This window comes from Halarcobacter ebronensis (genome assembly GCF_013201825.1).
Classification (GTDB): Bacteria; Campylobacterota; Campylobacteria; order Campylobacterales; family Arcobacteraceae; genus Halarcobacter; species Halarcobacter ebronensis.
In genome coordinates, this window is the sequence record NZ_CP053836.1 from 1,492,140 (window position 1) to 1,516,252 (window position 24,113).

The following is a 24,113-nucleotide window of genomic DNA, read 5'->3' on the forward strand; positions in this document are numbered from 1 at the left end:
TAGGCTTTTGCCTACTTTAATTTAAGGAAAGTTGATGAATATAGAAGAATTAAAGCAAAAGAGTAACCCTTTTTCTCTTTCAAAATCCATTGTAATAGTGGTCTTTTTAGTGATATTTATAAAGAGTTGGCAAGATACAGAGATGAGTGTTAGCTCACTAATTAGTGGTTGGGATTATATGATTGATTATATTTCAGGTAACCCTAATATTGCAAATAGTGGATTTTTCCCTCCAAATCTAAATAAAAATGATGTTATTACTTATGTGTTTTCAATGATTGAAACCATTGAAATGGCTGTTATTGCTTTAGTTTTATCAGTAATTGTAGCAGTTCCATTATCATATTTAAGTTCAAGAAATATCTTAGATATTTTAATACCAGGGAAAACCCCTTTTCATATCTTTACAAAAAGAGTGATATATGGAAGTGCTACATTAGTGGCAAATATCTTTAGGTCAATAAATGAGATTATTTGGGCACTTATTTTTGTAAGTGCAGTTGGTCTTGGTCCTATGGCAGGTATTTTAGCCCTTGGTGTTCATACAGCTGGAGTTTTATCAAAACTTTTAAGTGAAGGAAATGAATCAATAGATCCAGGTCCAGTGGAAGCCCTTACAACAACAGGTGCAGGGTTTATAAAAGTATTGATATATGCAGTAATTCCTCAAACAATGCCACACTTTGTCTCAATGGCTCTATATAGATTTGAATCAGATGTTAGAAGTGCTTCAATATTAGGATTTGTTGGTGCTGGAGGTATTGGTTTTTATCTATTTGACAAAATGAGAGGTTTTGAAAACGGTGATGTTTGTACCATTATTATTGTAATTATTACAACTGTTTGGTCACTAGATAAAGTAAGCGCAATTATAAGAAGAAGGTTTATATAAATGAGTAGAGAGGATATTAATTTTATATCTCAGTTTATAGAAAAAAAGAGATTAGAAGAGTTATATAAAAAAATTGAAGAGAATCATACAATTAAAATCTTAACAAATCCAACAGAGCAAACACTTTTGGTTCCTGTAAAAGATCCTATTTCAGAAGGGGAGTTTTATGCAGGAGAAGTTCTTGTCACTTCAACTATTGTTGAAGTAAATGGTGTAAAGGGTTGGAGTATGGTTATGGATTTGAATGAGGAGTTATCTTTACAAACAGCTGTTTTAGATGCTTCATTTGAAGCAGAAATATATAAAGAGGAGATTATCTCTCTTCTTGAAAAAACAGCTTTTAATTTAGAGAAACAAGAAGAGATAATTAATAAAAAAGTAAACTCAACAAGAGTCTCTTTTGATTTAATGTAAAGGTAGATTATGAAAAAGATTGATATAGAGAGATTAAATAGAGAGAATTTCAGATCAATGATGAATGCATTATCAAGACCAGGGAGCATAGAGAGAATTGAACCACTTTTTGATTCACATCTTTTGGCAATAGCAAATACACTTCTTTATGCAGAGGTTTCATACTTCTATAAAGGTAATGAAGATTTTGAACTTATAAATGCAATTACAAATGCAAAAGATTCCAATGAGAAAGAGGCAGATTATCTATTTTGTGACACCATAGATGAAAACCTTTTTGAAGCAGGGAAAGTAGGTACCATGAAAGACCCTGAATTCTCCTCTACATATATATTTAAATGCAAAGATTTTTGTGGAACAAAAGTAAAAATAAGTGGTCCAGGAATTGATGGTTCTTTTAATACTTCTTTGCCTATTAGTAAAGGGTTTATTAGTAAGTTTAATGAAAAAAATTCATATTTCCCTTTAGGAAATGAGGTCTTTTTTATAAATGAAAATGCAGAGATTTTAGGACTCTCACGTACAAGTAAATTGGAGATTTTATAATGGCATATTATGCAGTAAAAGGTGGAGAAGAGGCTATTAATAACTCTTTGAAGTTTTATAGCGAAATAACACAAAATGCTCAAGCTTTAGATGATGAGAGTTTAATAGAGGGTTTAACTTTTTCAATAGACAAAGTGATTAGTGAAGGCTCATTATACTCAAAAAAACTAGCAAGTAAAGCAATAAAAAGAAGTGCAGGGGACTTGCTTAATGCTTCATTTTTCTTAAGAGCTCATAGAAGTTCTTGCCAAAGAGTTGGAGAGTGTAAACAACTTGATGTAAATGAGATGAGACTAAAAAGAAGAGTCTCTTCAGCTTTTAAAGATATAGAGGGTGGTCAGCTTTTAGGAGCTTCAAATGACTACGAAATAAAACTTTTAATAGATATAAAAAAAGATAATTTAGATTTTGAAAATTTTGATAAAAAAAGCAGTGTTGTTAAATCAGCTTTAACGCCGTTAAGAAATGATAACTTAATTAAAAAACTTCCAAAAGAGGAAACTGCTTGGGATATAACAAGAACTTTTCCAACTGCTCCTTATCCAAGAAGTGCAGTTTTGCAGACTATGACAAGGGGAGAGAGTGGAAGTGTTTTGGGATTTGCTTATACCTCTATGAGAGGTTATGGGGATGTCCATCCTACTATTGGAGATTTAAGAGTAGGAGAGCTTGATATTAAGTTTACCCACCCTTTTTCAAAAAAAGAGGTAAAAATTGGAACTATTGAAGCAACAGCTGTTGAGTGTGTGGGAACATTTAACAAAGATGAGAAGGGTGATACAAAATTAACTACTGGTTTTGGTTTCTGTTTTGGTAAAAATGAGACCAAAGCAATTGCTATGTCTATTATTGATTTAACCCTTTACAATAGATCTTATAGCGTAGGTACAGAGCAAATAGTTGCAGCAGATTTTGAGATGATTATGCACCATGTGGATGGTATTGAATCATTTGGTTTTTGTAATCACTACAAATTGCCACACTATGTTACCTTTCAAACAGATTATCAAATATTTAAGTCTGCTCAAAAATATGTGGAAAGTAAAGAGGATAATAAATAGTATGAGATACGCATTTTTAGATGAAGAAGCAAAAAAAGAGATAAGAAGAGCAATCTTAAAAGCAGTGGCAATTCCAGGATATATAGTCTCATTTGCAAGTAGAGAGATGCCTGTTGCTAGAGGATGGGGAACCGGAGGACTTCAAGTAACCCTTTCAATAATTAATGAACAAGATACCCTAAAAGTAATTGATCAAGGTTGTGATGGAAGTGTAAATGCTGTAAATATTAGAAATTTTATTAAATCTGTTACAAATGTGGAGACAACAACAAGTACAAAAGAGGCAACTATTATACAAACAAGACATAGAATTCCTGAAATTGAACTAAGTGAAAAACAGACTTTAGTATTTCAAGTTCCTATGCCAGATATTTTAGAAACAGTTGAGCCAAATACTGCAAAAGCAAAAATAATGCATGCAAATGCAGACTACTCTAAACTTTGGGTACTTTTATATGAGGATACTTCACAATTTGGTGACTCAAGAATTTCAAATAGATATCCAGTTTTAGTTCACAACAGGTATGCAATGGATCCAAGTCCAATTCCTAAATATGATACACCAAAACTTCATAATTCAAAGGCTTTACAACTATTTGGAGCAGGAAGAGAGAAAAAGATTTATGCTATTCCTCCTTATACAAAAGTTGAACCTCTTAAATTTGAAGACAAAGAGTTTAAAGTTGAAAATTTTGAAGGAAGAGTTTGTCAAAGATGTGGATGTGAAAATAGCTTCTTGGATGAAGTTTATGATGATGAAGGAAAAGTTCACTATTACTGTAATGATACAGATTATTGTGACAAAAATCTTAATATGAAAGGACAAAAATGATACTAGATATAAAGAATCTCTCAAAGGTATTTGGAAGCTTTTGTGAAGATTGTCTAGATAAAACAGGAGCAAAATATAATAGCTCTATTTGTCCTACTTGTAAAAGCGTGGTTGGAGTAAACAGTGTAACTTTAGCTTTAAAACAAGGTGAAGTATTAGGAATAGTTGGAGAAAGTGGCTCTGGAAAGTCAACTCTTCTTCAACTAATATACCAAGATCAAAAAGCTTCAAGGGGTGAAATCTTTGTAAAAGAGTTTGTTGGACGGGATGGAAAAAGAAAAAATATTTTAGATGCAAACCTAAATGAGCTTTCATATTTGAGAAATCAGCTTATGTCTATGATTTATCAAAATCCAAGATTAGGTCTAAATTACAACTTTTCTGCTGGAGGAAATATTGCTCAAAAGGTAATAATGAGTGGAAATAAAAAGTATGAAGAGATTAGAAATAAAGCTTTATATTTTTTAGATAAAACAGAGATTCCAACAAGTAGAATTGATGATTATCCAGAGTATTTTTCAGGTGGGCAACAACAAAGAATACAAATCTCTAAAGCACTCTCATCTAATCCAAAAATCTTATTATTGGATGAGCCTACAACCGGACTTGATTTATCTGTTCAAGCAAAGATTTTGGATTTGATAAAAGAGCTACAACATGAAATTGGTTTTGCAATGGTTGTTGTCTCTCATGATTTGGGTGTAATTAAACACTTAACAGATATTACAGTTGTTATGAAAAATGGAGAGATAGTTGAAAGAGGACTTACTGATCAAATTTTAGAAGATCCCCAACATCCATATACACAACTTTTAGTATCATCAGTTTTATAGGATATTTATAATGGTTAGATTAAAAGTTAATAATTTACAAAAGAGATTTAAGCTCTATACTCAAGGGGGAATAGAGGTAAATGGTTTTGAAAATATAGAGTTTAGTGTAAAAAATGGAGAGTTTTTATCTCTTTTTGGACCAAGTGGCGCAGGTAAATCTTCAATATTAAAAACCCTATTTAGAACCTATACAACTACAAAAGGTGAGATACTTTTTTTTAGAGATAGTGGAGAGGTTATAGATGTAGCTAAAGCTAGTGAAAGTGAGATTTTAGAGTTAAGACATTCAGAAATTGGTTATGTCTCACAGTTTCTACAGGTTTTGCCAAGAATAAGTGCTGTTGATGTGGTTGCGCAACAATTAATCTTTAAAGGGGAAGAAGAGAAAGCTTCAAGATTAAAAGCAAAAGAGATGTTAGATTATCTATCAATTAGAGAAGAGCTTTTTGATTTGTCACCACTTACTTTTTCAGGGGGAGAACAACAAAGAGTAAATATAGCAAAAGGAATTATTGCTCCAAAATCTCTACTTTTACTTGATGAACCAACAGCTTCATTGGATAAAACAAATACTATGAAAGTAGTTGAAAAGTTAAAAGAGTTAAAAAAACAAGGTGTTGCAATGGTTGGTATTTTTCATGATTTAGAGGCTATGGAGATGATAAGCGACATTATATATAAGTTAAAGAGAGTTAAATAATGCAAACTATTTTAAGAAGTACAAATGTACTAATAGATGAAGAGTTTATAGCTGCTGATTTGGTAATTCAAGGAGAGTTTATTCAAAGAGTAGATAAGTATGGAGAAAATGAAATTGCAGTTGATTTAGGGGATAAAAAGATTGTTCCAGGAATTGTTGATTTGCACTCTGATGCAATAGAAAAAGAGATAGAACCAAGACCAAATGCTACTTTTCCTGTTGAACTTGCAATTTCAGAACTTGATAAAAAGCTCTCTATGGCAGGAGTTACAACTATGTTTCATGCAATAGGTTTTGAAGAGAATCCAAAAAAGAGAAGATCAATTGATTTAGCAATTCATCAAATTGAAGAGATTTTTTATGCAAATGAGAAACATTTAGGGGTTGATAACTTTGTTCATGCAAGGTTTGAGTTAAGTTCAAGTGAAGCGGTTGAGCCAATAAAAGAGGTTATAAATAAAGGAATGGTAAAACTTGTATCACTTATGGATCACTCTCCTGGACAAGGACAGTTTAAAACTTTGGAAACATTTAAAGCTTTTTATGGGAAACACTACGGTTTGGATGACGAAGATATAAAAGCTGTAATTGATAAAAAGATGAACAAAAATGAAGAGAAAATTAATGAATTAATCACTTTTGTAAATGATAAGGGTATTACCCTTTTAAGCCATGATGATGATTGTATGCAAAAGCTTGATGGATTACTTAAACTTGGAGTTAAAATTTCAGAATTTCCACTAAGTTTAGAGGTTGCAAAATATGCTGTTGACAAAGGAATAGCTACAGGAATGGGAGCACCTAATATTGTAAGAGGTGGAAGTCAAAGTGGGAATATTGCTGCAATTGATTTGGTTAAAGAGGGTGTTTGTAAATACCTTTGCTCTGATTATCATCCAACTTCTATGTTACAAGCAGTTTATAGAATGAAAAAAGATGCAAATTTAGATATTGCAAAAGGTTTTTCAATGATTACTTCAACTCCTGCAAAATATGCACATTTGTATGATAGGGGAGAGATAAAAGAGGGGAAAAGAGCAGATATTATTGTAATAGATGATACAAATATCCCTAAAGTTATCCTAACTATTAAAGATGGAGAGTCTATTTACAATGGTATTAGAGGTTTTAGGCTTTAGGAGTAAAAGTGGTAAAAATAGAGAGTTTAAATAAAAAAGAGCAAGTTACTCTTGGAGAAAAACCCTATATAGCTACAGGTGCAGTAATAGATAATTCATATTTTGGAAAATATACAGAAGTAGGAGAGTATGCAAATATAAGTAATTCAACATTAGATGACTACTCTTACGTTAGTGAATATACACAAATATATTCAAGTACGATAGGAAAGTTTTCAAATATTGCTGCAAATGTTAGAATAAATCCAGGTTTTCATCCTTATGAAATGCCTTGCCAACACCATTTCCTGTATAGAAAAGAGATGTATGGTTTTGGTGAAGATGATAGAGCCTTTTTTAATTTTAGAGAGCTTCAAAGGGTAGAAATAGGGCATGATACTTGGATAGGGCATGGTGCAATAATTATGCCTGGAATTAAAATAGGAAATGGAGCAATAGTAGGTTCAAATGCAGTTGTAACTAAAGATGTACCCTCTTATGCTATAGTTGCAGGAGTAAGTGCAAAAGTTTTAAAATATAGGTTTTCTAAGGATATAATTAAAGTATTAGAAGAGATTGCTTGGTGGAATTGGAGCCATAAAGAGATAAAACAAAGAATTGAGGATTTAAAAGATATTAGAGAGTTTATCTATAAATACTCAAAATAGGAGCCTGTTATGAAAAGTAAAATTGTATTAGTAGTAGGACCTAGTGGAGCTGGGAAAGACACACTTTTAAGATATGCAAAACAGAGATTAGGGGAAAGGGTGAATTTTGTAAAGAGATATATAACTAGAGAAGCTGATGCAAATGAAAACAACTATTATATTGATGAGTATGCTTTTGAAATATTAAAACATAATGGTTATTTTGCTTCAAGTTGGAGTGCCCATGGGAATTTTTATGGAATTCCTAAAAGATTTATTGAAAATGGTTTAAATCTAATCTCTATTTCAAGGTCAAAAATAAAAGATTTTGAAAAGCAATATGATGATGTAATAACTCTAAATATCACTCTTCCAAAAGAGAAATTAAGACAAAGACTTATAAGTAGAGATAGAGAGTCATTAGAAGAGATTGAAAAGAGATTAAATAGAGATTATGAAAAGATTGAGTGCAAAAAACTAATTGAGTTTGATAACTCTGCTTTACTTGAAGAGTCAAAAGAGAAGTTTCTAGAACTTTTAGAAAGAATTGAGAATGAGTAAACTAAAAATTGCTACATTAAATTTAGATAAAGATAGTGGAAAATTTCCAGATAGAATATTTAGTTTATCTAATATTATTTATAAAAATAGATTTGATATTTTATGTTTGCAAGAGGATTTTGATTCAAAAAAGTTCTCAGTTGGAAAATTTTTAAATATTGAGCTAAATTACAACTATTTGACAACAAAAACAAGACAAAAAATAAGAAATGGGATAAATAGTAGTTCTAATCTTACAATCCTTTCAAAATATCCTATTACCTATTTGGATACTCTTTTTTTTAATAAAGGAAAAGAGGATACAGAAAGAGCAGCACTTTTTTCAAAAATAAGTTTTAAAGGGAAAGATATTTTGTTGATAAATACTCACCTTTGTCACTTAAACAGCCAAAATAGAATAGAGCAGATAAATGCAATAATAAGAAAGATAAAAGAGTATAAAAAGTTTAACACGGTGCTTTTTTGTGGTGATTTTAATGCTCTTCCAGGTTATACAGAGATTAAACTATTAAAAGAGTTTGGTTTTAGTGATAAAAATAGAGATTTTACCCATGAAGATAAAGTTATTTTAGACTATATTTTTACTAAAACAAACAAGAAAATAGAGGTTGACTCAAAGGTTATGTTAAAAGGTTTTAGTGATCACCACTGTTTATTAAATATTATAAATTTTTTATAAAGGTTTTTTTTGAAATTAAAATTTATAGGTTCTTCTGATAGTGCTGGAATTCCTGTGGTAAATTGTAGTTGTAATATATGTAAAGATTATAGAAAAAGAAATAAAAAAAATCTTTCAACTTGTGCTTTTTTAGAAGTTGATAACTCTTATATTCTATTTGATGCGGGAGATGATTCTATTAACACTTTTTTTGACTTAAAAGAGTTAAAAGCAATATTTCTAACTCACTTTCATGCAGACCATTGTATGGGACTTTTAAGACTAAGATACTCTGCAATTGCTTTGGAGTGTTATCATCCATCTGACCAAAATGGTTTTTCTGATTTATTTAAACATAAACACTCAATTGAATATAAAGAGCTAAAAGCTTTTGAAGAGATAAAAATAGGAGATATTACTGTTACAGCTTTACCTCTATTACATTCAAAGAACTGTTTTGGTTATTTTATAAAGAGTAATAACACAACTATTGCATATCTAACTGATGCCTCATCTTTACCCTCTTCAACACTGGAATTTTTAAAAGAAAAAGATCTTGATTATACTTTTATTGACGCTTGTTATGATGAGAGAAAAAATTCAGGAAATCATCTTAATTATCTTCAAGCAAGCGCTATTTTAGATGAAATAGAGACCAAAAATGGTTACTTGATGCATATATCTCATGAAACTATGCAGTATATTGAAAATAAGAGAATAAAGCTTAAATATAGATATGTAATTGATGATGAGGAGTTTAATTTTTGATTACAAATTGATTACATAAAAATCTAGTTTTTATCATATTTTATTAGCTATACTTTCAAAAATATTTTACTTTAGGATAATAATGTTTGAAAATATAGGTGGATTTATTATTGACCTTGATGGGGGCTTTTTTAAAGATTTTCATATTTTACCTGGTGGTAAAGATTTTATTGAGACTCTAAAATCAAATAATATTCCTTTTGTTTTTCTAAGTAATTTAACTACAAAAACACCCGATGAACTCCATGAAATACTCTTTAGAGTTGGAGTTTATATTGAAAAAGATCAAATTATAACTTCCTCAGTACTTGCAAGAGACTACTTAAAAGAGAATTTCCCAAGTTCAAGTGTAAAAGTTTATGGAAGTAAAGCTTTAAAAAGTGTTATCTATCAAGAGTATAAAATAGGTGTGGTTGATGCAGATATTATTGTAATAGGAATGGATCCAAAAATTTCCATAGATGATTTATCAAATATTAGAAGACATATTCATGAGGGCAAAAAGGTAATATTTACAAATCCTGATTATTACACTCCAACTTTACGTGGATATGATTTTGAGTGTGGTTTAATGGTAGAACTATTTAAACCACATCTTAGGGAAGAGCCAATAATTATAGGCAAACCTTCAAAATATTCTTTTGAAACAGCAATCAAAAAATTAAATGTGCCAAGAGAATATATTGCAATGATTGGTGATACTTATGAAACTGATATTAAAGGGGCACATGATTTTGGACTTATTCCTATTCATCTTCAAACAGCTAGTGATGATAGTTATAATACTTTAAAATTAGATGCCTATGAGTATAAAAATTTAGAGGATTTGTGTATAGCTTTTAAAAGTTATGTATAAAAGGTAAAACCTTTTATACACTAAAATTTTGCATTTGGAATAGGGTGATTTTCAACTACAAAATCTATATCTTTGTCCCCTCTACCACTTACATTTACTAAAATAGTTTTATCTTTTGGAAGTGTTTTTGCTAACTTCATAGCAAAACCAACTGCATGAGCTGATTCTAAAGCTGGAATAATTCCTTCAAGTTGTGATAGTTTATAAAAGGCATCAACTGCCTCTTTATCATCACAAAGTCCAACTTTTGTTCTTCCTATATCTTTTAAGTAAGCATGTTCAGGTCCAACACTTGGATAATCAATTCCTGAACCAATAGAATAAACAGGAGCTGGTTCTCCCTTCTCATCTTTTAACATAATTGAATTAAACCCATGCATAACTCCCTCTTCACCATAAGTTAGAGTTGCAGAGTGTTCGCCTATTTTATCACCTCTTCCCATTGGTTCAACCCCATAAAGATTTACTTGTTTATCATCTATAAATGCTGAAAAAATTCCCATTGAATTTGAACCTCCACCAACACAAGCAACAATATTATCTGGCAATGCACCATTTTCATGTTCTGCAAACTGCTCCTTTGATTCAAATCCAACTATACTTTGAAAATCTCTAACCATCATTGGAAAAGGGTGAGGTCCCACAACAGAACCAATACAATATATAGAGGTATCAGCTTGACCAATATAACTTTCAAAAGCAGAATCAACAGCCTCTTTAAGTGTTTTTAATCCATGTGTTGCGGGGATAATTTTTGCCCCTAAGATTTTCATTCTAACAACATTTGGATGCTCTTTTTTTATATCAACTTCACCCATATGTATTTCACATTCCAAGCCAAAATAAGCTGCAGCAGTTGCAAGGGCAACTCCATGTTGTCCTGCCCCTGTTTCTGCAATAACTTTTTTAAATCCCATGTGTTTAGCTAAAATAACTTCTGCCATACAGTGGTTTAATTTGTGTGCTCCTGAGTGGTTTAAATCTTCTCTTTTTAGATATATTTTAGCTCCACCACAAAAATTTGTTAGATTTTTTGCATAAGAGATAGGAGTTGGTCTTCCTTGATAATGTTTTCTAACATATTTTAACTCTTCTATAAATTGTGGATCATTTTTTAGTTTTTCATACTCTTTAGTAATCCTTGCAAAAGGTTCTTCTAAAACTGGTGGTATAAATGAACCTCCAAATCTTCCAAAATAACCCTTTTTATCGGGATGCTTTTTTAAATAATCAGCCATTATTTTTCTCCTTCTTTAAAAACTCTTTGAAGAATTCTGCTCTGTTTTTATCCCCAAATTTTCTAATTTTGAATACTTTTTTATATAAAAGATATTTCTCAACTATGTTTAATTCTTTTATTTTGTTATAGATCTCTAAAACAAACTTATGCTTTGTTGGAAGCATTTTATAGTTTGCTTTTATAAAGTAGTCTTGAAACTCATTTACCTCTTCAATTGAGTTTAATTCAAAATCACTTGTTATTAAAAAATCAATCTCTTTTAGTGTAAAATCCTTCTCAATAGTATTTGAAAAATAGTCTAACAAAGCATTGATTTCATTATTGATTTTTGAATTATAATCGGCATTTTGCAAATATGCAAAAAGCTTAGGTTTGCTTTTTCTCCAATTGTATAGGGTGTTTATTTGAACTTCAAAAAGTAAGCTTATCTCTTTGGGAGTTAACATTAGAATTCCTCATATAAAAGTTATTGATTATATTCTAATAGTTGTTAAGAATTCTTTATAATTTATTGTTTTTTTAAATAATAATAAAAAGAGAGGAGACTCTCTTTTTATATTACTTTAAGAAGTTTAACTTTTGATTTTGCTAAAACTTTAGTAGCTTTTTCAAAATCATCTTTTGATACTTTAAAGATAAAAGCACCATTTAGCGATGAGTTTATTGTGTATGTATACTCTATATTTATATCATTTTGTGATAAAAGAGTTAACACCTCATTAAATGAACCAATATGATCCTCAATAGATACAGCAAAAACTTCACTTATTGTTGATGAAAAACCACTGTCATCCATGATTCTTTTTGCACTCTGTATATCATCAACTAAAAGTCGTAAGATACCAAAATCACTACTATCAACTAGATTTAAAGCTTTTATAGAGATTTTATTTGTTGATAATACATTTGTAATATCTGTTAATTCACCTTTTTTATTCTCTAAAAAAATTGATAATTGTTTTATTGCATTTTTCAAATCTATTTCCTTTTATCTATTATTCTAACAGCTTTCCCTACGCTTCTTTCAATACTTCTTGGTTCAACAAGTTTTACATTTGTTTTGATATATAGGTTTGTTAAGAGATTGTGTTGAATATCTTTTTTGATTTTTTCCATTTCTCCCACTGAGTCTATCATAATTTCATCACTTACTTCAATTAAAATATCAAGCTGATCCAGATGACCTTTTTTATCAACAACAATTTGATAATTTAAACTTAACCCTTCTGTTTGAGATATAACATGTTCAACTTGTGATGGATATACATTAACACCATTTATAATTATCATATCATCAACTCTTCCTACTACACTCTCCATTCTAACCATTGTTCTTCCACATTTACAAGGAGTTCTAATAAGCGAAGTTATATCTCCAGTTCTATATCTAATAATTGGAAGAGCCTGTTTAGTTAAAGAGGTTATTACAAGCTCACCTCTTTTGCCATCTGGAAGTTGTTCTCCTGTTTTTGGATCAATAATTTCAGGATAAAAATGATCTTCAAAAATATGAAGGTGCTCAGAGTTTTTACATGAACAACTAACTCCTGGGCCAATTATTTCAGATAATCCATATACTTCATGATAATCAATTCCCCAAACTTTAGCTACCTCTTCTTTAAGTCCTTTAGAGGTTGGTTCTGCACCAAATATTCCAGCTTTTAGTTTAAATTCCTCTTTAAAATTTGCACCTGTTTTAGAAGCAACTTCAGCTATATGAAGAGCAAAAGAGGGCGTTGAAGCTAAAATAGTAACACCAAAATCTTTCATAAGCATTACTTGTCTATCTGTAAATCCACCAGAACTTGGAATAATAGTTGCTCCAATTTTTTCAGCTCCACTATGAAAACCAAGACCTCCTGTAAAAAGTCCATATCCATAAGCATTATGAACAATATCCTCTTGGGTAGCTCCAGCCATAGTAAAAACTCTTGCCATAACCTCATCCCATACATCCATATCTCTTTTTGTATATCCAACAACTGTTGGTTTTCCTGTTGTCCCAGATGATGAGTGAACTCTAACTACTTGGCTCATAGGTACAGTAAAAAGACCAAAAGGATAATGATCTCTTAAATCTTGTTTTTTTGTAAAGGGCAATTTTTTTATATCATCCAATGATTTAATATCAGATGGTTTTATTTTTAGTTCGTCAAATTTCTCTTTATAAAAAGGAGTTAAAGTATAGACTCTTTCAACAGTCTCCGTTAATCTACTTATTTGAAGTGCTTTTAACTCCTCTTTTTTAGCACATTCAATATCATTCCAAATCATTATTTTCCTTTTATATCTTCAATCGCTTTTTCTAGTACTTCAATATTCTCTTGGGCAACTTTTGGATTAAACTGTACAAGTGCCTCTTTTACATCTTCTAAAGTAAAAGGAAAATCTTCACATTTTGCCAAAACCACACCTAACATATATACATTTAATCCTTGAATAGGAAACTCTCTATTTTTTGCTTTAGTAAAAGCATCTATTTGAATCACTTTTGCACTTACATCATCTTTTGGAAAACTATCTTCTGCATTAACTGCAAGTGTTCCAGATGGTTTTAAATAGTTTATATTTCTTAATGCCTCATTCTTTTCTAAACCAATTAGAAGGTCAGCTTGTGATGGATCAATTATAGGATTAGAGTAGTCTCCAAGTTTAATAGTACATGAAACAGCACCACCTCTTTGAGACATACCATGATTTTCTGTTCCTAAACAAGCTACATTTTTATTACCTGCACAAAGAGCTAATATTTTTACTAAAAATACAGAACCTTGCCCACCAAATCCTGCAATTACAACTTGATATCTCATTATTTGCTCCTTTCTTCATCTACAGTAAAGGCTTCTGTTGGACATACTACATTTAAACATGAACCACAACCAATACACAAAAATGGGTCAATTTCAACTTTTCCCTCTTCGTTATATCCCATAGGAGGACATTTATATATCGTAGTACAGTGATCACAGGCAACACACTCTTCAGCAATAACTTTTGCAAATTCACCATGAATATGTTGTCCTACTACTTCTTTATCAAGTACACAAAACTCTCTAACAACTGCAACTATTGGTCCTGTTGCATTTTCATACTTCTCTTTCATTTTCTTAAAAAAAGAGATAGTATCGTTTAGGTCATTTGAGTATACATACTCATAAGTTTCAGCTCCACAACCTTCAGCAATTTTTACAATATCTACTTCACCATTTTGTCTTTGTGGTGGTTTTTGTCTTCCTGTCATAGCAACAACTGAGTTATCTAAAATCACAAGTAAAAATTTGTGTTTTTGATATACTGCATTTATTAGAGGAGGAATTCCTCCATGGAAAAAGGTACTATCTCCAATTGTTGCAACAGTATATTTTTCTGGGTCAGCAATTGAAAAACCACTTGCCATAGATACAGAAGCTCCCATACATAAAACAGTATCAATAGCTTCTTGGTTTATTGCTAGGGTATAACATCCAATATCTGATGGATAGATAGATTTTTTCTTTTTAAATACTTTCATGATAGAGTAATATACATCTCTGTGTGGACATCCAGGACATAAATTTGGTGGACGTGCAGGAATCTCATCTTTAAAAGGAATTGATGGATATAGATTTTCACCCTTATATAGTCCTAATTTTGTTAGGGCATCTTGAATATATATCTTCTGTAATTCATCAATTACATTCATTGTATTATCAAGTCTACCATGTACATTTGAAGCCATAATTTGCTCTTCTATACATGCCATTGGTTCTTCTACAACTAATATATGCTCATAGTTTGCAAACTGTTCTCTGATTTTGTTTTCAGGTAGAGGATAAGGCATTTTAAATTTAACAATATCAGCTTTAATTCCTAAATCCTCTAAAGCCTCTTTTGCAAAACCATATCCAGTTCCAGAAGTAAGAACTAAAAGTTTCCCACCTTTACAGGCTTCAAATTCAGGTTTGATTAACTCTTCCCAGTTATACTCTTTGATAGCGTTTATTCTATCAATCATCTCATAACCTTGTCTTAATCTTCCTGCTCTAGGAACTGCTGCCCATCTTGAGATTTCCCTTTGGAATTTTCCTTTTTTAGGATTAAACTCATGATTCTCTTTTACTTCAACAATTTGTCTTGCATGACAAACTCTCATTACAGGTCTTAACATTGTTGGAGTTTGAAACTTCTCTGAAATATCAACAGCTAAAGAGACAAAATCATAAGCATCTTGAGGAGTTGCTGGGTCCAATACTGGTATTTTTGCAAACTTTGCAAATACTCTACTATCTTGTTCTGTTTGTGATGAGTGAAACCCAGGATCATCTGCAACAATAAGTACAAAGGCACCAAGATTTCCAATGTAAGCTGCACTCATTAAAGGATCACTTGCAACATTTAATCCTACTTGTTTCATGGTAGCTGCCGCTCTTCTTCCTGCAATAGCTCCAGCATAAGCAACTTCAAAACCAACTTTTTCATTGGTTGCCCATTGTGCATAAAGGTCTAATTTTAATTGAGCTTTTAGTTTTTGAACATTAGTTAGAATTTCACTAGATGGAGTACCTGGATATCCAGAAACCATATCTATATTAGAGTGAATCATACCTAATGCAATAGCATCATTACCCATTAATGTTTGTTTCATATTCTTCCCATATATTTAAAATTTTCAAATATTATACATATAATTATATTTATTAAGGTTTAAGTAATATATTTATACAAATATTTGGAAATATTTTAATTATTATGATAAATATACAATTATTTATATATATATTTCTGTTAATTTAAAAATACTATTTTATATTTTAAAATTATTATGTTAAAAGATTAAGATTTAAAGAAAATTTAAACTTATTATGTATAAAAAATTTCAAAATTTATGAAAACTACACTTTATTTTAAAGTTTTATTTAAAATAAGATTAAAATATTTAGAATTATTAAACTATTTAAAATATTGTAGATTAGAAATCCAATAATTAATATAAAAATTTATAAATAAAACAATATATACAAATAATTTAAATAACTTTATTATTTTATAATTCTAAATCATATAGAATTTTCTTAAGTTTTATTTTATAAATAGGGAGAAGAGTAAATGTATGGAGCAGATTTGGGAGTTAGCTTAGCTTTTTTGTTAACTATTGCTTCAGCACTATTATGTGTATGGTATGGTGCAATTAATTGGAATAAAGATGCTAATAATGAAGTTGATATCAACTTAAAAACTTGGGCTAATGACGAAGATAAAATAGATGAGGCACTATAATGGGAATAGTTGAAAACATTATAATTATTCTCTATTTAGCTTTTGTTGGTTATTTAGGCTTTTTAGGGTACAAACAGACTAAAAATACTACTGATTATTTAGTCGCTGGAAGGGATACTCACCCTTTTATTATGGCATTGTCATATGGAGCAACATTTATTTCAACTGCGGCAATTGTAGGTTTTGGTGGAGTTGCTGCTTGGCTTGGTAATTCACTTCTTTGGCTTACTTTTTTTAATATTTTTGTTGGTATTTTTATAGCTTTTGTTTTTTTGGGAAATCCAACTAGAAAAATGGGTTATAGATTAAATGCTCACACTTTTCCAGAGCTTTTGGCAAAAAGGTTTGATTCTAAATTTATACAACTATTTGCAGCTATAATTATCCTTCTGTTTATGCCTTTGTATGCGACAGCTGTTTTGATTGGAGGAACTCATTTTTTAACACTTTACTTTAATGTGGATTATCATTTGGCTCTTTTAGTTTTCTCTATAATTATTACAGCTTATGTAATTGCTGGAGGTTTAAAAGGTGTTATGTTAACAGACGCTTTGCAAGGAACTATTATGTTTGTTGCAATGGTTATTTTGCTCTATTTTACTTTTGACTCATTAGGTGGAATAAAAAGTGCTTTTGAAAAACTAGATATTGTATGGGAAACTACAGTTTCTCCTATTCTTTCACAAGAGTTGAGTAGTTTTAAACCAGGAAGTGCTGATTTTATGATGAAGCTTTCAACTCTTTGGGGTTTTAGTGGCTGGAATAAAATGCCAACTTTTTTAAGTCCTGGTTGGCTCTTTGTAATTACTACAATTACTTTAGGTGTTGGAATAGGAGTGTTAGCTCAACCTCAATTAGTTGTTAGATTTATGACTGTTAAATCAAAACAGGAGTTAAATAGAGCTGTTTTAATTGGTGGAGTATTTATTGTTGCAATGACAGGAATTGTTTTTATTGTAGGCTCTTTAACAAACGCATGGTATTATGAGTTTAATGAAGGAAAAAATGCCCTACAAAGTGCAGGAACTATTGGAAAAGTAATACCCCATTTTATCAATACTGCAATGCCAAAATGGTTCTCTTTTATTTTTTTATTTGCTCTTATTAGTGCAGCAATGTCAACTCTATCTTCTCAATTTCATACTATGGGAACTGCTGTTGGAAGAGATTTAATTGAGCAGATAAAAGGTGGAGGTAACTCTGTTATGATTACAAGAGTTGGAATAATTCTGATGATAGTTCTCTCTGTAGCCTTAGCTTATGTTTTTGATAATCAACCAGCAATTATTGCAAGAAGTACAGCAATCTTTTTTGCTTTGTGTGCAGCTATTTTTCTACCCTCATTTATTGGTGGACTTTTTTGGAAAAGAATGACAAAAGCAGGTGCAATTTCATCAATGCTAGTTGGTTTTTTTGTTTCATCTTTTTGGCTTCTTTTTGTTCACTTTAAAGAGGCAAAAGAGTTGGGAATCTCTAAAGCTATTTTTGGAGTAGATTCTTTACTTGGTGGCAAAATAATCTTTGTAGATGCTTTAGTTATCTCTTTGCCTCTATCAATTTTAACAGCAATAATCGTTTCATTGCTAACAAAACCAATGTCACAAGAGCACCTAAAAAAGTGTTTTGATTAATTTAAGATTTAAGGAGAATCTCCTTAAGTCTTAGGAAATATTTTATCTCTATTTGCAAGTATATGTTTTGTTGGTCTTTTATTAAAATCAAGTGCAACAACAACTATTTCATCAACAGAGACAATTATTTTATCGGTTGTTTTATTTTTGATTTCACATCTAACTGTGATTGAAGTTTGACCTGTTTTTATTAGTTCTGTACCAATAACAACAATATCTCCAATATTTGCAGGATTTTTAAAGTAAACTTCACTCATTTTTACAGTTGCTAATCTTTGAGTATCTAAAAGTTGTGCTGCAAAAATAATTACCTCTTCATCAATCCAAGAGATTGCTTGCCCACCAAAAAGTATCCCAGCAGCATTTAGATGTGGATACATTACCATTCTTTGTGAATTATATAGCAAGGTAAACCTTTTTTATTATAGTTATACAATAATGAGTTTAATAAGAAAATTAAAAAAATAGTTAAGTTGAGTAAATTAAATATTATAAAGAAGGGAAAAAGACTCTGTTTTTCAGAGTCTTTTTAGTTATTTAAACCAGCCTTTAACTTTGTCAAACATATTTTCAAAGTTTGATTCATGGGGTTTGCTTTCCAAACCAAAACTCTCTTGTAGTTTTTCTAAAAGCTCTTTTTGTTCATTGTTTATCTTTTTAGGATAAGTTATTTTTATCTGTACAATTAGATCACCTTTTCCAAAACCTTGTACAGATTTTACACCTTCTCCCTCAAATTTGAACTGCTCTTTATCTTTTGTCCCAGATGGAATTTTAAGTTGAAGTTCACCTTTTAAACCAGGAATTTTAATATTTGCTCCAAGGGCTACTTGAGTAAAGAAGATAGGAACTTCCAAATAGATATCATCCCCATGTCTTATAAAATGACTATCCTCTTTAACTTTGATTTGAAGATATAAATCACCTCTTTGTCCATTTGGTGCAATATTCCCTCTATTTGAAACTCTGATTCTATTTCCATCATTTACACCTTCAGGAATATTAACTTCAAACTTCTCTTTTTTCTCTTTATATCCTAAACCACTACAAGTGTTACATTTATCTGCAACTGCTTGACCTGAACCATTACAGTGTGGACAAGTTTGAGCAAAAGTCATAAAACCTTGTCTCATATGGATTTGTCCTTGCCCTTTACAATAAGAACAAGTACTTAGTTTACCATCTTTCGCACCTGTTCCTTTACAATCAGAACAAGCATCTTTAAAAGTATAGTTTATCTCTTTTTTTGAACCAAATACAGCTTCATTAAACTCAACTGTTAATTCAACAGCAATATCTAAGTTGTAGTTATATGTTTTTCTCTCTCTTTTACTTTGACCAAAGCCTCCAAAGCCTCCCCCAAACATCTCTTCAAAAATTGAACCTAAGTCATCAAAACCACCAGAAAAACCTCCACCTTGACCATGTCCTTCAAGTCCAGCTTTTCCATATCTGTCATAAAGCGCTCTTTTTTCATCGTCACTTAACACTTGATAAGCTTCATTTATGGCTTTAAACTTCTCTTCAGCCTCTCTATCTCCTGGATTTTTATCAGGGTGAAACTTCATAGCCATTTTTCTGTAAGCTTTTTTTATTTCACTTTTATCACAACTTTTAGTAACTTCCAATAATTCATAATAATCTATCTCAGTCAATTACTAGCTCCTAAACATTATTTTTTGGGATTATATCTAAAAGTTGCATATAATAAGATAAACTTTTTAGATAAATTTAGCACTTTTTATTTTTAATTGCTAATTTATTATTAACTATTTGGTATAATTCCCTCCATGAAAAAAGGATTAGAAAAATTTTATGATTTAGTTGATGCATTTGAAAGCCTGCCTACAATTGGTAGAAAATCTGCATTAAGACTTGCTTATCATATTATTATGAATGATAACTATACTGGAATAAAAATATCACATAGCATTGAAAATGCACTTAAACATATTAAAAGATGCACAAAATGTGGCTCAATGAGTGAACATGAAATCTGTGAAGTCTGTTTGGATGAGAGAAGACAAAGGGACAAAATGTGTATAGTTCAAAGTGCAAAAGATATTTTTATAATAGAGGAGTCTAAGCAGTTTGAAGGTCTATATTTTGTTATTGAAGAGCTTGAAGGTGATTCAATAAATAGACTTTTATCTTTTGTAAATGAATATAAAGTAAAAGAGGTTCTTTTTGCTATAACTCCATCTTTATCAAATGAGGCTTTTATACTCTATATTGAGGACAAACTAAAAGACAAAGAGATAACTTTTACAAAAATTGCTCAAGGTGTTCCAACAGGCGTTAGTTTGGAAAATGTAGATATTTTATCATTAGCAAAAGCTATACAAAGTAAAGTAAATATATAGGATAGATATGGAACAAAGGATTGTTTGTCAAAAGTGTAAACACTATTTTGTTACTTGGGAGCCATCAAGACCTCATGGCTGTAGAGCATATGGGTTTAAATCAAAACAGATACCTTCTGCAGTTGTTAAAAAGAGTAGTGGTGCAGATTGCTCTTTTTTTGAGATAAAGAGTGGCAGTTAATTTATTATTTAATAATTAAAGTGATTTTTCAGTAAAATAAAAACCTTACTTGCACAATATTTAGGAGTGATAATTTGTTATATAAAGAGTTAAAAGAGAGTATTAAATCATTAGGGTTTTTATCTATTGAAGATTTTGTTCACTATATTGGAGTAACCCCGTCTGATATTTTAGAGTGGGAAGAGAAAGATGAAATTCCGTATACAATCTCGTTAATTATACATCTATTAAAAGGTGATAAAAAATTACCAACAAGTAGAGCTTTGGATGAGTTAGTTGAAGAGTGTTTGCCTTTGGCACAACTATTAGAAGAGGCTTCATCTTTTCCCCACAAATTAGAAGAGATGTTTTTATTACAAAAAGAGTTAAATGATTCTACAAATGGTAAAAACTGGGAACTTGGAGTAAATAAACACGGAAAAGAGATTAACTGGTTAAGATGTATTCATATGGAAGTTGCAGAGCTTATTGATTCAACACCATGGAAACACTGGAAAAGTATTCACTCAGAGCCAGATATGAATAATATTCATGTTGAACTTGTTGATATTTGGCACTTTTTAATGTCATATATTTTACAAGAGACAAATGTTCCAAAAGCAGTTTCTTTAGTAAATACACATTGTATTTATGAAGCGCTAGAAGATATTGATGTTAAACTTATGGTTAAAGAGGCTGAAAAACTTTCATATATCTCTTTAGCAATTGAAACTGGAAATATGCCAACATTTAGTGGAGTTGAGAGATTTATTGATCAATTCTTTAGATGTTGTAAAATTTCAGGTTTATCATTTAACTGGCTTCAAAAACTTTATATAGGAAAAAACTGTTTAAATAAATTTAGACAAGATCATGGATATAAAGAGGGAACTTATATAAAAGTTTGGAATGGAGATGAAGATAACGTTGTAATGGTCTCTATTTTAGAAAAAATGGAAAATGTAAGTTTTGAAGAGTTATATAGAAAACTTGAAATGAGTTATCCTGCATAAGAAGTTAAAACTTCTTGCAGGAAAAACTAAAACAAGATATTAAAGAGAAAATTTATTTTTCAATTTAAAGAAGTAAATTACAGTTTTAAATTGAATAAATACAAATGGTATCATAAGTATAAAATATACTAACGAATACTTATCAACTACACTGTTAAATACCAATCCAAAATTGATAAAAAACATTCCAAACACCATAAAAGCAACTCCAGGACAAATTAGAGCAAAAGATACTGTTGAGTTTGTTTTTGAATCTTCAATATATTTTTCAAAATATCCATTTAATTTCATAACTTTGTAACCTAAAAGTCCAAAAATTATTTGAAGTGAAACAATTACTGAAGTTAGGGTAAATAGTGACGATTTGCTCATATTTGAGTTAAAATTGTGATCAAGTCCAAAAGAGATTCTAATCATCATAATACCTAAAAGAGTTAAAATAGGAATAATAATCCAAAGTGAAGGTGATGCTTCAACTGAAATACCTTTTTCAAACATATTTTTAAAACCCATTGTAATTTTTATAATCAACAGCAGCGCTGCAAATGATGAGAAGAATAGGGCACCAAAAATTCCAATTGTATTTATTGTTAGATTGTGACTCATTGCTCCTGGTGCTGCAAAACCAACCGCAACCATAGATAATGAGAAAATAGAGATCATTTGAGATAAGTTATTGTTTTTTGTAAAATCAAAATCTCCACTTATTAATAGTCTTGAAAAATAGTTAAAGATAATTTTAAGAGCATAATATCCTGTTAGTGCAAAACCAATTAATGCAAAAGGAAACATATACTCTACAACACTCCAAAGATTTGGCACAAATACTGCTCCTAAAACAAAACAAACATTAATTGTCATTGCAAAAGTAAGAGGAATAGTCATCAAAGTAATCTCTGAATTTGTTCCTATAAGCTTATTATATACAGCACTCTTTTTGTACACATTAAACTGTTTTGTCATTAATATTAACAGTTTAAAATGCAAATATGCAAAGGCAATAATAAAAACCAATGCAAAGGCAATTACAAATGATAACCAACCTCCTTTTATAAGCTCAGGAAATATATGATTAAATGTTGCCATTGGTACATCTGCATGTGGTACAAGAAACATTAAATACATAAAAAATGACACAGAAAGCCCTCCTGCTCCTAGTGGTGCAAGAAAACACATGGGGTTGAATTTCTCTCTTAATTCCATAATAGTCCTTCATATTTATAATTTTTTTGTGAATCTTACATAAGTTTTAATTAAAATAAGATTATATTTTAATATAAATTTAACTTATAATAATATGATATATAAGATTCATATTTAACTCTTTTATAGTAATTTGTTGATAATATTTCGTATGTATAAAATTTCCGTAAATAAAGAGACTTTTAAAGATATCTTATCAAAAAAAATAACAATGTTAGAAAAAGAGACCTCTTTGTATTGGAAAAAAGAGTTACTTCAACCAATAATAGAGAAAGATAGAATTAAATACACAATTAAACAGTTAGAAAAAATTGCAATTACAAATGGTTTGGGTGATGATAAACCTCAGATTATTATTGAGTGTAAAAAAATCGATTACTCTTTCAAAAGTGATATTTTTGAGTTTCATCTTGGAAAAATATATGAACAAAAAAATACTGATATGGAAGAGGATTTCAAAGATGATCTGATAATTCAACTTATGCGAGAAAAAGCTCAACTTGAAGATAAGATGAATCGAGACCATTTAACAGACGTTTATAATAGAAGAAAAATGGAAGCTGATTTAAGTATGTTTATTAATCAAAACAATGCAAATAGTTTGTGTGCAATTTTTATTGATGCAGATAGATTTAAAGGGATTAATGATAACTTTGGGCATGATGCGGGAGATAAAGTCTTAGTTCTACTTGGAAATAAACTTAAAAAACATGCAAAACTTCTAAATGGAGAAGTTTACAGATATGGTGGAGAAGAGTTTATTATTCTTTGTTTTATCAAAAAAGATGAGCTTTTAGAAAAGTTAAATGCTTTAAGAGAAGATATCAAATCACAAAGAATTTATCATCCTAAAAGAGATATTGCTGTTACTGTTAGTATGGGGATCTCTTTTTACAATGAGTGCAATTATAATAAAGAAGAGATGATAAGACGGGCTGATAAAGGAGTTTATAAAGCCAAAGATAATGGCCGAGATAGAATAGAGTTTGGATAAAAAGTAGGGAATAACCCTAACTTCTTATTTAATTATATAGTCAGCTATTGCTTGAATATCTGCTTCAGATAGACCTTTTGCTTGTGGAGCCATTACTGCTTTCATTGGTCCACCAAAACTTCCATCTTGATAACCTTTCATTGCTGCAATAAAATCTGCTTTAGATAAATCTTTGATTATTTTTGATTTTCCTAAAGCTACTTTTTCTCCATTTACTCCATGACATGCAATACATTTTGTGTATAATGGATTTGCATTTGCAAAACTAAAAACTGATGCTATAAGCGTAGCTGTTAATACTATTTTTTTCATTCTAATTCCTTTTCCCTCTTTATATTAAAATTATTTTAATATATTTTATCTATAT

The 24,113-nt window shown here is 30.2% G+C and carries 29 protein-coding genes; 19 read left to right on the plus strand and 10 right to left on the minus strand.

Going from position 1 to position 24,113, the window contains the following annotated elements; all coding sequences use genetic code 11:
* Positions 1-34: 34 nt before the first annotated feature.
* From phnE to AEBR_RS07315, 13 genes are all read left to right on the plus strand, one after another.
* Complete coding sequence (gene phnE, locus AEBR_RS07255) at positions 35-892, plus strand: phosphonate ABC transporter, permease protein PhnE (RefSeq protein WP_129087770.1); 858 nt, start codon at positions 35-37, stop codon at positions 890-892.
* On the plus strand, positions 893-1,306 hold the full coding sequence (locus AEBR_RS07260; protein WP_129087769.1) for a phosphonate C-P lyase system protein PhnG: 414 nt from the start codon (positions 893-895) through the stop codon (positions 1,304-1,306).
* Between the two features lie 9 nt (positions 1,307-1,315).
* Positions 1,316-1,852, plus strand: a complete 537-nt coding sequence (locus AEBR_RS07265; protein WP_129087768.1) for a phosphonate C-P lyase system protein PhnH — start codon at positions 1,316-1,318, stop codon at positions 1,850-1,852.
* Positions 1,852-2,913, plus strand: coding sequence for a carbon-phosphorus lyase complex subunit PhnI (locus tag AEBR_RS07270; protein ID WP_129087767.1), 1,062 nt, complete (start codon positions 1,852-1,854; stop codon positions 2,911-2,913). The genes AEBR_RS07265 and AEBR_RS07270 overlap by 1 nt, the downstream gene beginning before the upstream one ends.
* Position 2,914: 1 nt before the next feature.
* Positions 2,915-3,745 (plus strand): alpha-D-ribose 1-methylphosphonate 5-phosphate C-P-lyase PhnJ, encoded by an 831-nt coding sequence (locus tag AEBR_RS07275; protein WP_129087766.1) that lies wholly within the window; start codon positions 2,915-2,917, stop codon positions 3,743-3,745.
* Positions 3,742-4,578, plus strand: coding sequence for an ATP-binding cassette domain-containing protein (locus tag AEBR_RS07280; RefSeq protein WP_129087765.1), 837 nt, complete (start codon positions 3,742-3,744; stop codon positions 4,576-4,578). The genes AEBR_RS07275 and AEBR_RS07280 overlap by 4 nt, the downstream gene beginning before the upstream one ends.
* Positions 4,579-4,588: 10 nt before the next feature.
* Positions 4,589-5,278, plus strand: coding sequence for a phosphonate C-P lyase system protein PhnL (phnL, locus tag AEBR_RS07285; protein WP_129087764.1), 690 nt, complete (start codon positions 4,589-4,591; stop codon positions 5,276-5,278).
* Positions 5,278-6,417, plus strand: coding sequence for an alpha-D-ribose 1-methylphosphonate 5-triphosphate diphosphatase (locus AEBR_RS07290; protein WP_129087763.1), 1,140 nt, complete (start codon positions 5,278-5,280; stop codon positions 6,415-6,417). The genes phnL and AEBR_RS07290 overlap by 1 nt, the downstream gene beginning before the upstream one ends.
* Positions 6,418-6,425: 8 nt before the next feature.
* Positions 6,426-7,064 (plus strand): DapH/DapD/GlmU-related protein, encoded by a 639-nt coding sequence (locus tag AEBR_RS07295; protein WP_129087762.1) that lies wholly within the window; start codon positions 6,426-6,428, stop codon positions 7,062-7,064.
* Positions 7,065-7,073: 9 nt separating this feature from the next.
* Positions 7,074-7,604, plus strand: coding sequence for a phosphonate metabolism protein/1,5-bisphosphokinase (PRPP-forming) PhnN (locus AEBR_RS07300; protein ID WP_129087761.1), 531 nt, complete (start codon positions 7,074-7,076; stop codon positions 7,602-7,604).
* Positions 7,597-8,283 carry an endonuclease/exonuclease/phosphatase family protein gene (locus tag AEBR_RS07305; protein ID WP_129087760.1) on the plus strand — a complete coding sequence of 229 codons (687 nt, stop codon included), beginning with the start codon at positions 7,597-7,599 and terminating at the stop codon, positions 8,281-8,283. The genes AEBR_RS07300 and AEBR_RS07305 overlap by 8 nt, the downstream gene beginning before the upstream one ends.
* A 9-nt stretch (positions 8,284-8,292) precedes the next feature.
* Positions 8,293-9,030, plus strand: a complete 738-nt coding sequence (locus tag AEBR_RS07310; protein ID WP_172658874.1) for an MBL fold metallo-hydrolase — start codon at positions 8,293-8,295, stop codon at positions 9,028-9,030.
* Between the two features lie 82 nt (positions 9,031-9,112).
* Complete coding sequence (locus AEBR_RS07315; RefSeq protein ID WP_129087758.1) at positions 9,113-9,886, plus strand: HAD-IIA family hydrolase; 774 nt, start codon at positions 9,113-9,115, stop codon at positions 9,884-9,886.
* 20 nt (positions 9,887-9,906) lie between these two features.
* Here AEBR_RS07315 and trpB read toward each other — a convergent pair whose 3' ends face one another.
* From trpB to AEBR_RS07345, 6 genes are all read right to left on the minus strand, one after another.
* Positions 9,907-11,124, minus strand: a complete 1,218-nt coding sequence (gene trpB, locus AEBR_RS07320; RefSeq protein WP_420370936.1) for a tryptophan synthase subunit beta — start codon at positions 11,122-11,124, stop codon at positions 9,907-9,909.
* A complete protein-coding gene (locus tag AEBR_RS07325) occupies positions 11,117-11,572 on the minus strand; it encodes a hypothetical protein (RefSeq protein WP_128978425.1) in 456 nt (151 codons plus the stop codon). Before AEBR_RS07325 ends, trpB begins: the two co-directional genes overlap by 8 nt.
* A gap of 107 nt (positions 11,573-11,679) precedes the next feature.
* A complete protein-coding gene (locus AEBR_RS07330; protein ID WP_129087756.1) occupies positions 11,680-12,102 on the minus strand; it encodes an amino acid-binding protein in 423 nt (140 codons plus the stop codon).
* Between the two features lie 2 nt (positions 12,103-12,104).
* Positions 12,105-13,400, minus strand: a complete 1,296-nt coding sequence (locus tag AEBR_RS07335) for a phenylacetate--CoA ligase family protein (protein ID WP_172658875.1) — start codon at positions 13,398-13,400, stop codon at positions 12,105-12,107.
* A complete protein-coding gene (locus AEBR_RS07340; protein WP_128978423.1) occupies positions 13,400-13,936 on the minus strand; it encodes a 2-oxoacid:acceptor oxidoreductase family protein in 537 nt (178 codons plus the stop codon). Before AEBR_RS07340 ends, AEBR_RS07335 begins: the two co-directional genes overlap by 1 nt.
* Positions 13,936-15,750 carry a thiamine pyrophosphate-dependent enzyme gene (locus AEBR_RS07345; RefSeq protein WP_129087755.1) on the minus strand — a complete coding sequence of 605 codons (1,815 nt, stop codon included), beginning with the start codon at positions 15,748-15,750 and terminating at the stop codon, positions 13,936-13,938. Before AEBR_RS07345 ends, AEBR_RS07340 begins: the two co-directional genes overlap by 1 nt.
* Before the next feature lie 461 nt (positions 15,751-16,211).
* Between AEBR_RS07345 and AEBR_RS07350 the strand changes: the two genes are divergently transcribed.
* Together AEBR_RS07350 and AEBR_RS07355 are read left to right on the plus strand one after the other, a co-directional pair.
* Positions 16,212-16,382, plus strand: a complete 171-nt coding sequence (locus AEBR_RS07350) for a symporter small accessory protein (protein ID WP_164969504.1) — start codon at positions 16,212-16,214, stop codon at positions 16,380-16,382.
* Entirely contained in the window at positions 16,382-18,013 is a 1,632-nt protein-coding gene (locus tag AEBR_RS07355; protein ID WP_129087754.1) for a sodium:solute symporter family protein, read from the plus strand. Before AEBR_RS07350 ends, AEBR_RS07355 begins: the two co-directional genes overlap by 1 nt.
* 23 nt (positions 18,014-18,036) lie before the next feature.
* On the opposite strand, the gene AEBR_RS07360 is transcribed toward AEBR_RS07355, so the two are convergent.
* Both AEBR_RS07360 and dnaJ read right to left on the minus strand, forming a co-directional pair.
* A complete protein-coding gene (locus AEBR_RS07360; protein WP_129087753.1) occupies positions 18,037-18,420 on the minus strand; it encodes an acyl-CoA thioesterase in 384 nt (127 codons plus the stop codon).
* Positions 18,421-18,546: 126 nt separating this feature from the next.
* Positions 18,547-19,668, minus strand: coding sequence for a molecular chaperone DnaJ (gene dnaJ / locus AEBR_RS07365; RefSeq protein ID WP_129087752.1), 1,122 nt, complete (start codon positions 19,666-19,668; stop codon positions 18,547-18,549).
* A 135-nt stretch (positions 19,669-19,803) separates the two neighbouring features.
* On the opposite strand from dnaJ, the gene recR reads away from it, so the two are divergent.
* The 3 genes from recR to AEBR_RS07380 all read left to right on the plus strand — a co-directional run bounded on the left by recR (position 19,804) and on the right by AEBR_RS07380 (position 21,549).
* The gene (gene recR / locus AEBR_RS07370) at positions 19,804-20,376 is read left to right on the plus strand and encodes a recombination mediator RecR (protein WP_128978417.1); all 573 of its coding nucleotides are present in this window, start codon (positions 19,804-19,806) and stop codon (positions 20,374-20,376) included.
* A gap of 7 nt (positions 20,377-20,383) precedes the next feature.
* Positions 20,384-20,557, plus strand: coding sequence for a uracil-DNA glycosylase (locus AEBR_RS07375; RefSeq protein ID WP_128978415.1), 174 nt, complete (start codon positions 20,384-20,386; stop codon positions 20,555-20,557).
* A gap of 74 nt (positions 20,558-20,631) precedes the next feature.
* A complete protein-coding gene (locus AEBR_RS07380) occupies positions 20,632-21,549 on the plus strand; it encodes a dUTP diphosphatase (RefSeq protein ID WP_129087751.1) in 918 nt (305 codons plus the stop codon).
* Positions 21,550-21,588: 39 nt separating this feature from the next.
* Here the strand turns inward: AEBR_RS07380 and AEBR_RS07385 are convergent, their stop codons facing one another.
* A complete protein-coding gene (locus AEBR_RS07385) occupies positions 21,589-22,752 on the minus strand; it encodes a TsoY family (seleno)protein (RefSeq protein WP_129087750.1) in 1,164 nt (387 codons plus the stop codon).
* A gap of 151 nt (positions 22,753-22,903) precedes the next feature.
* Here AEBR_RS07385 and AEBR_RS07390 point away from each other — a divergent pair, with 151 nt between their 5' ends.
* Positions 22,904-23,746 carry a GGDEF domain-containing protein gene (locus AEBR_RS07390; RefSeq protein WP_129087749.1) on the plus strand — a complete coding sequence of 281 codons (843 nt, stop codon included), beginning with the start codon at positions 22,904-22,906 and terminating at the stop codon, positions 23,744-23,746.
* A gap of 24 nt (positions 23,747-23,770) precedes the next feature.
* On the opposite strand, the gene AEBR_RS07395 is transcribed toward AEBR_RS07390, so the two are convergent.
* Positions 23,771-24,058 (minus strand): c-type cytochrome, encoded by a 288-nt coding sequence (locus AEBR_RS07395; RefSeq protein WP_129087748.1) that lies wholly within the window; start codon positions 24,056-24,058, stop codon positions 23,771-23,773.
* Positions 24,059-24,113 lie beyond the last annotated feature (55 nt).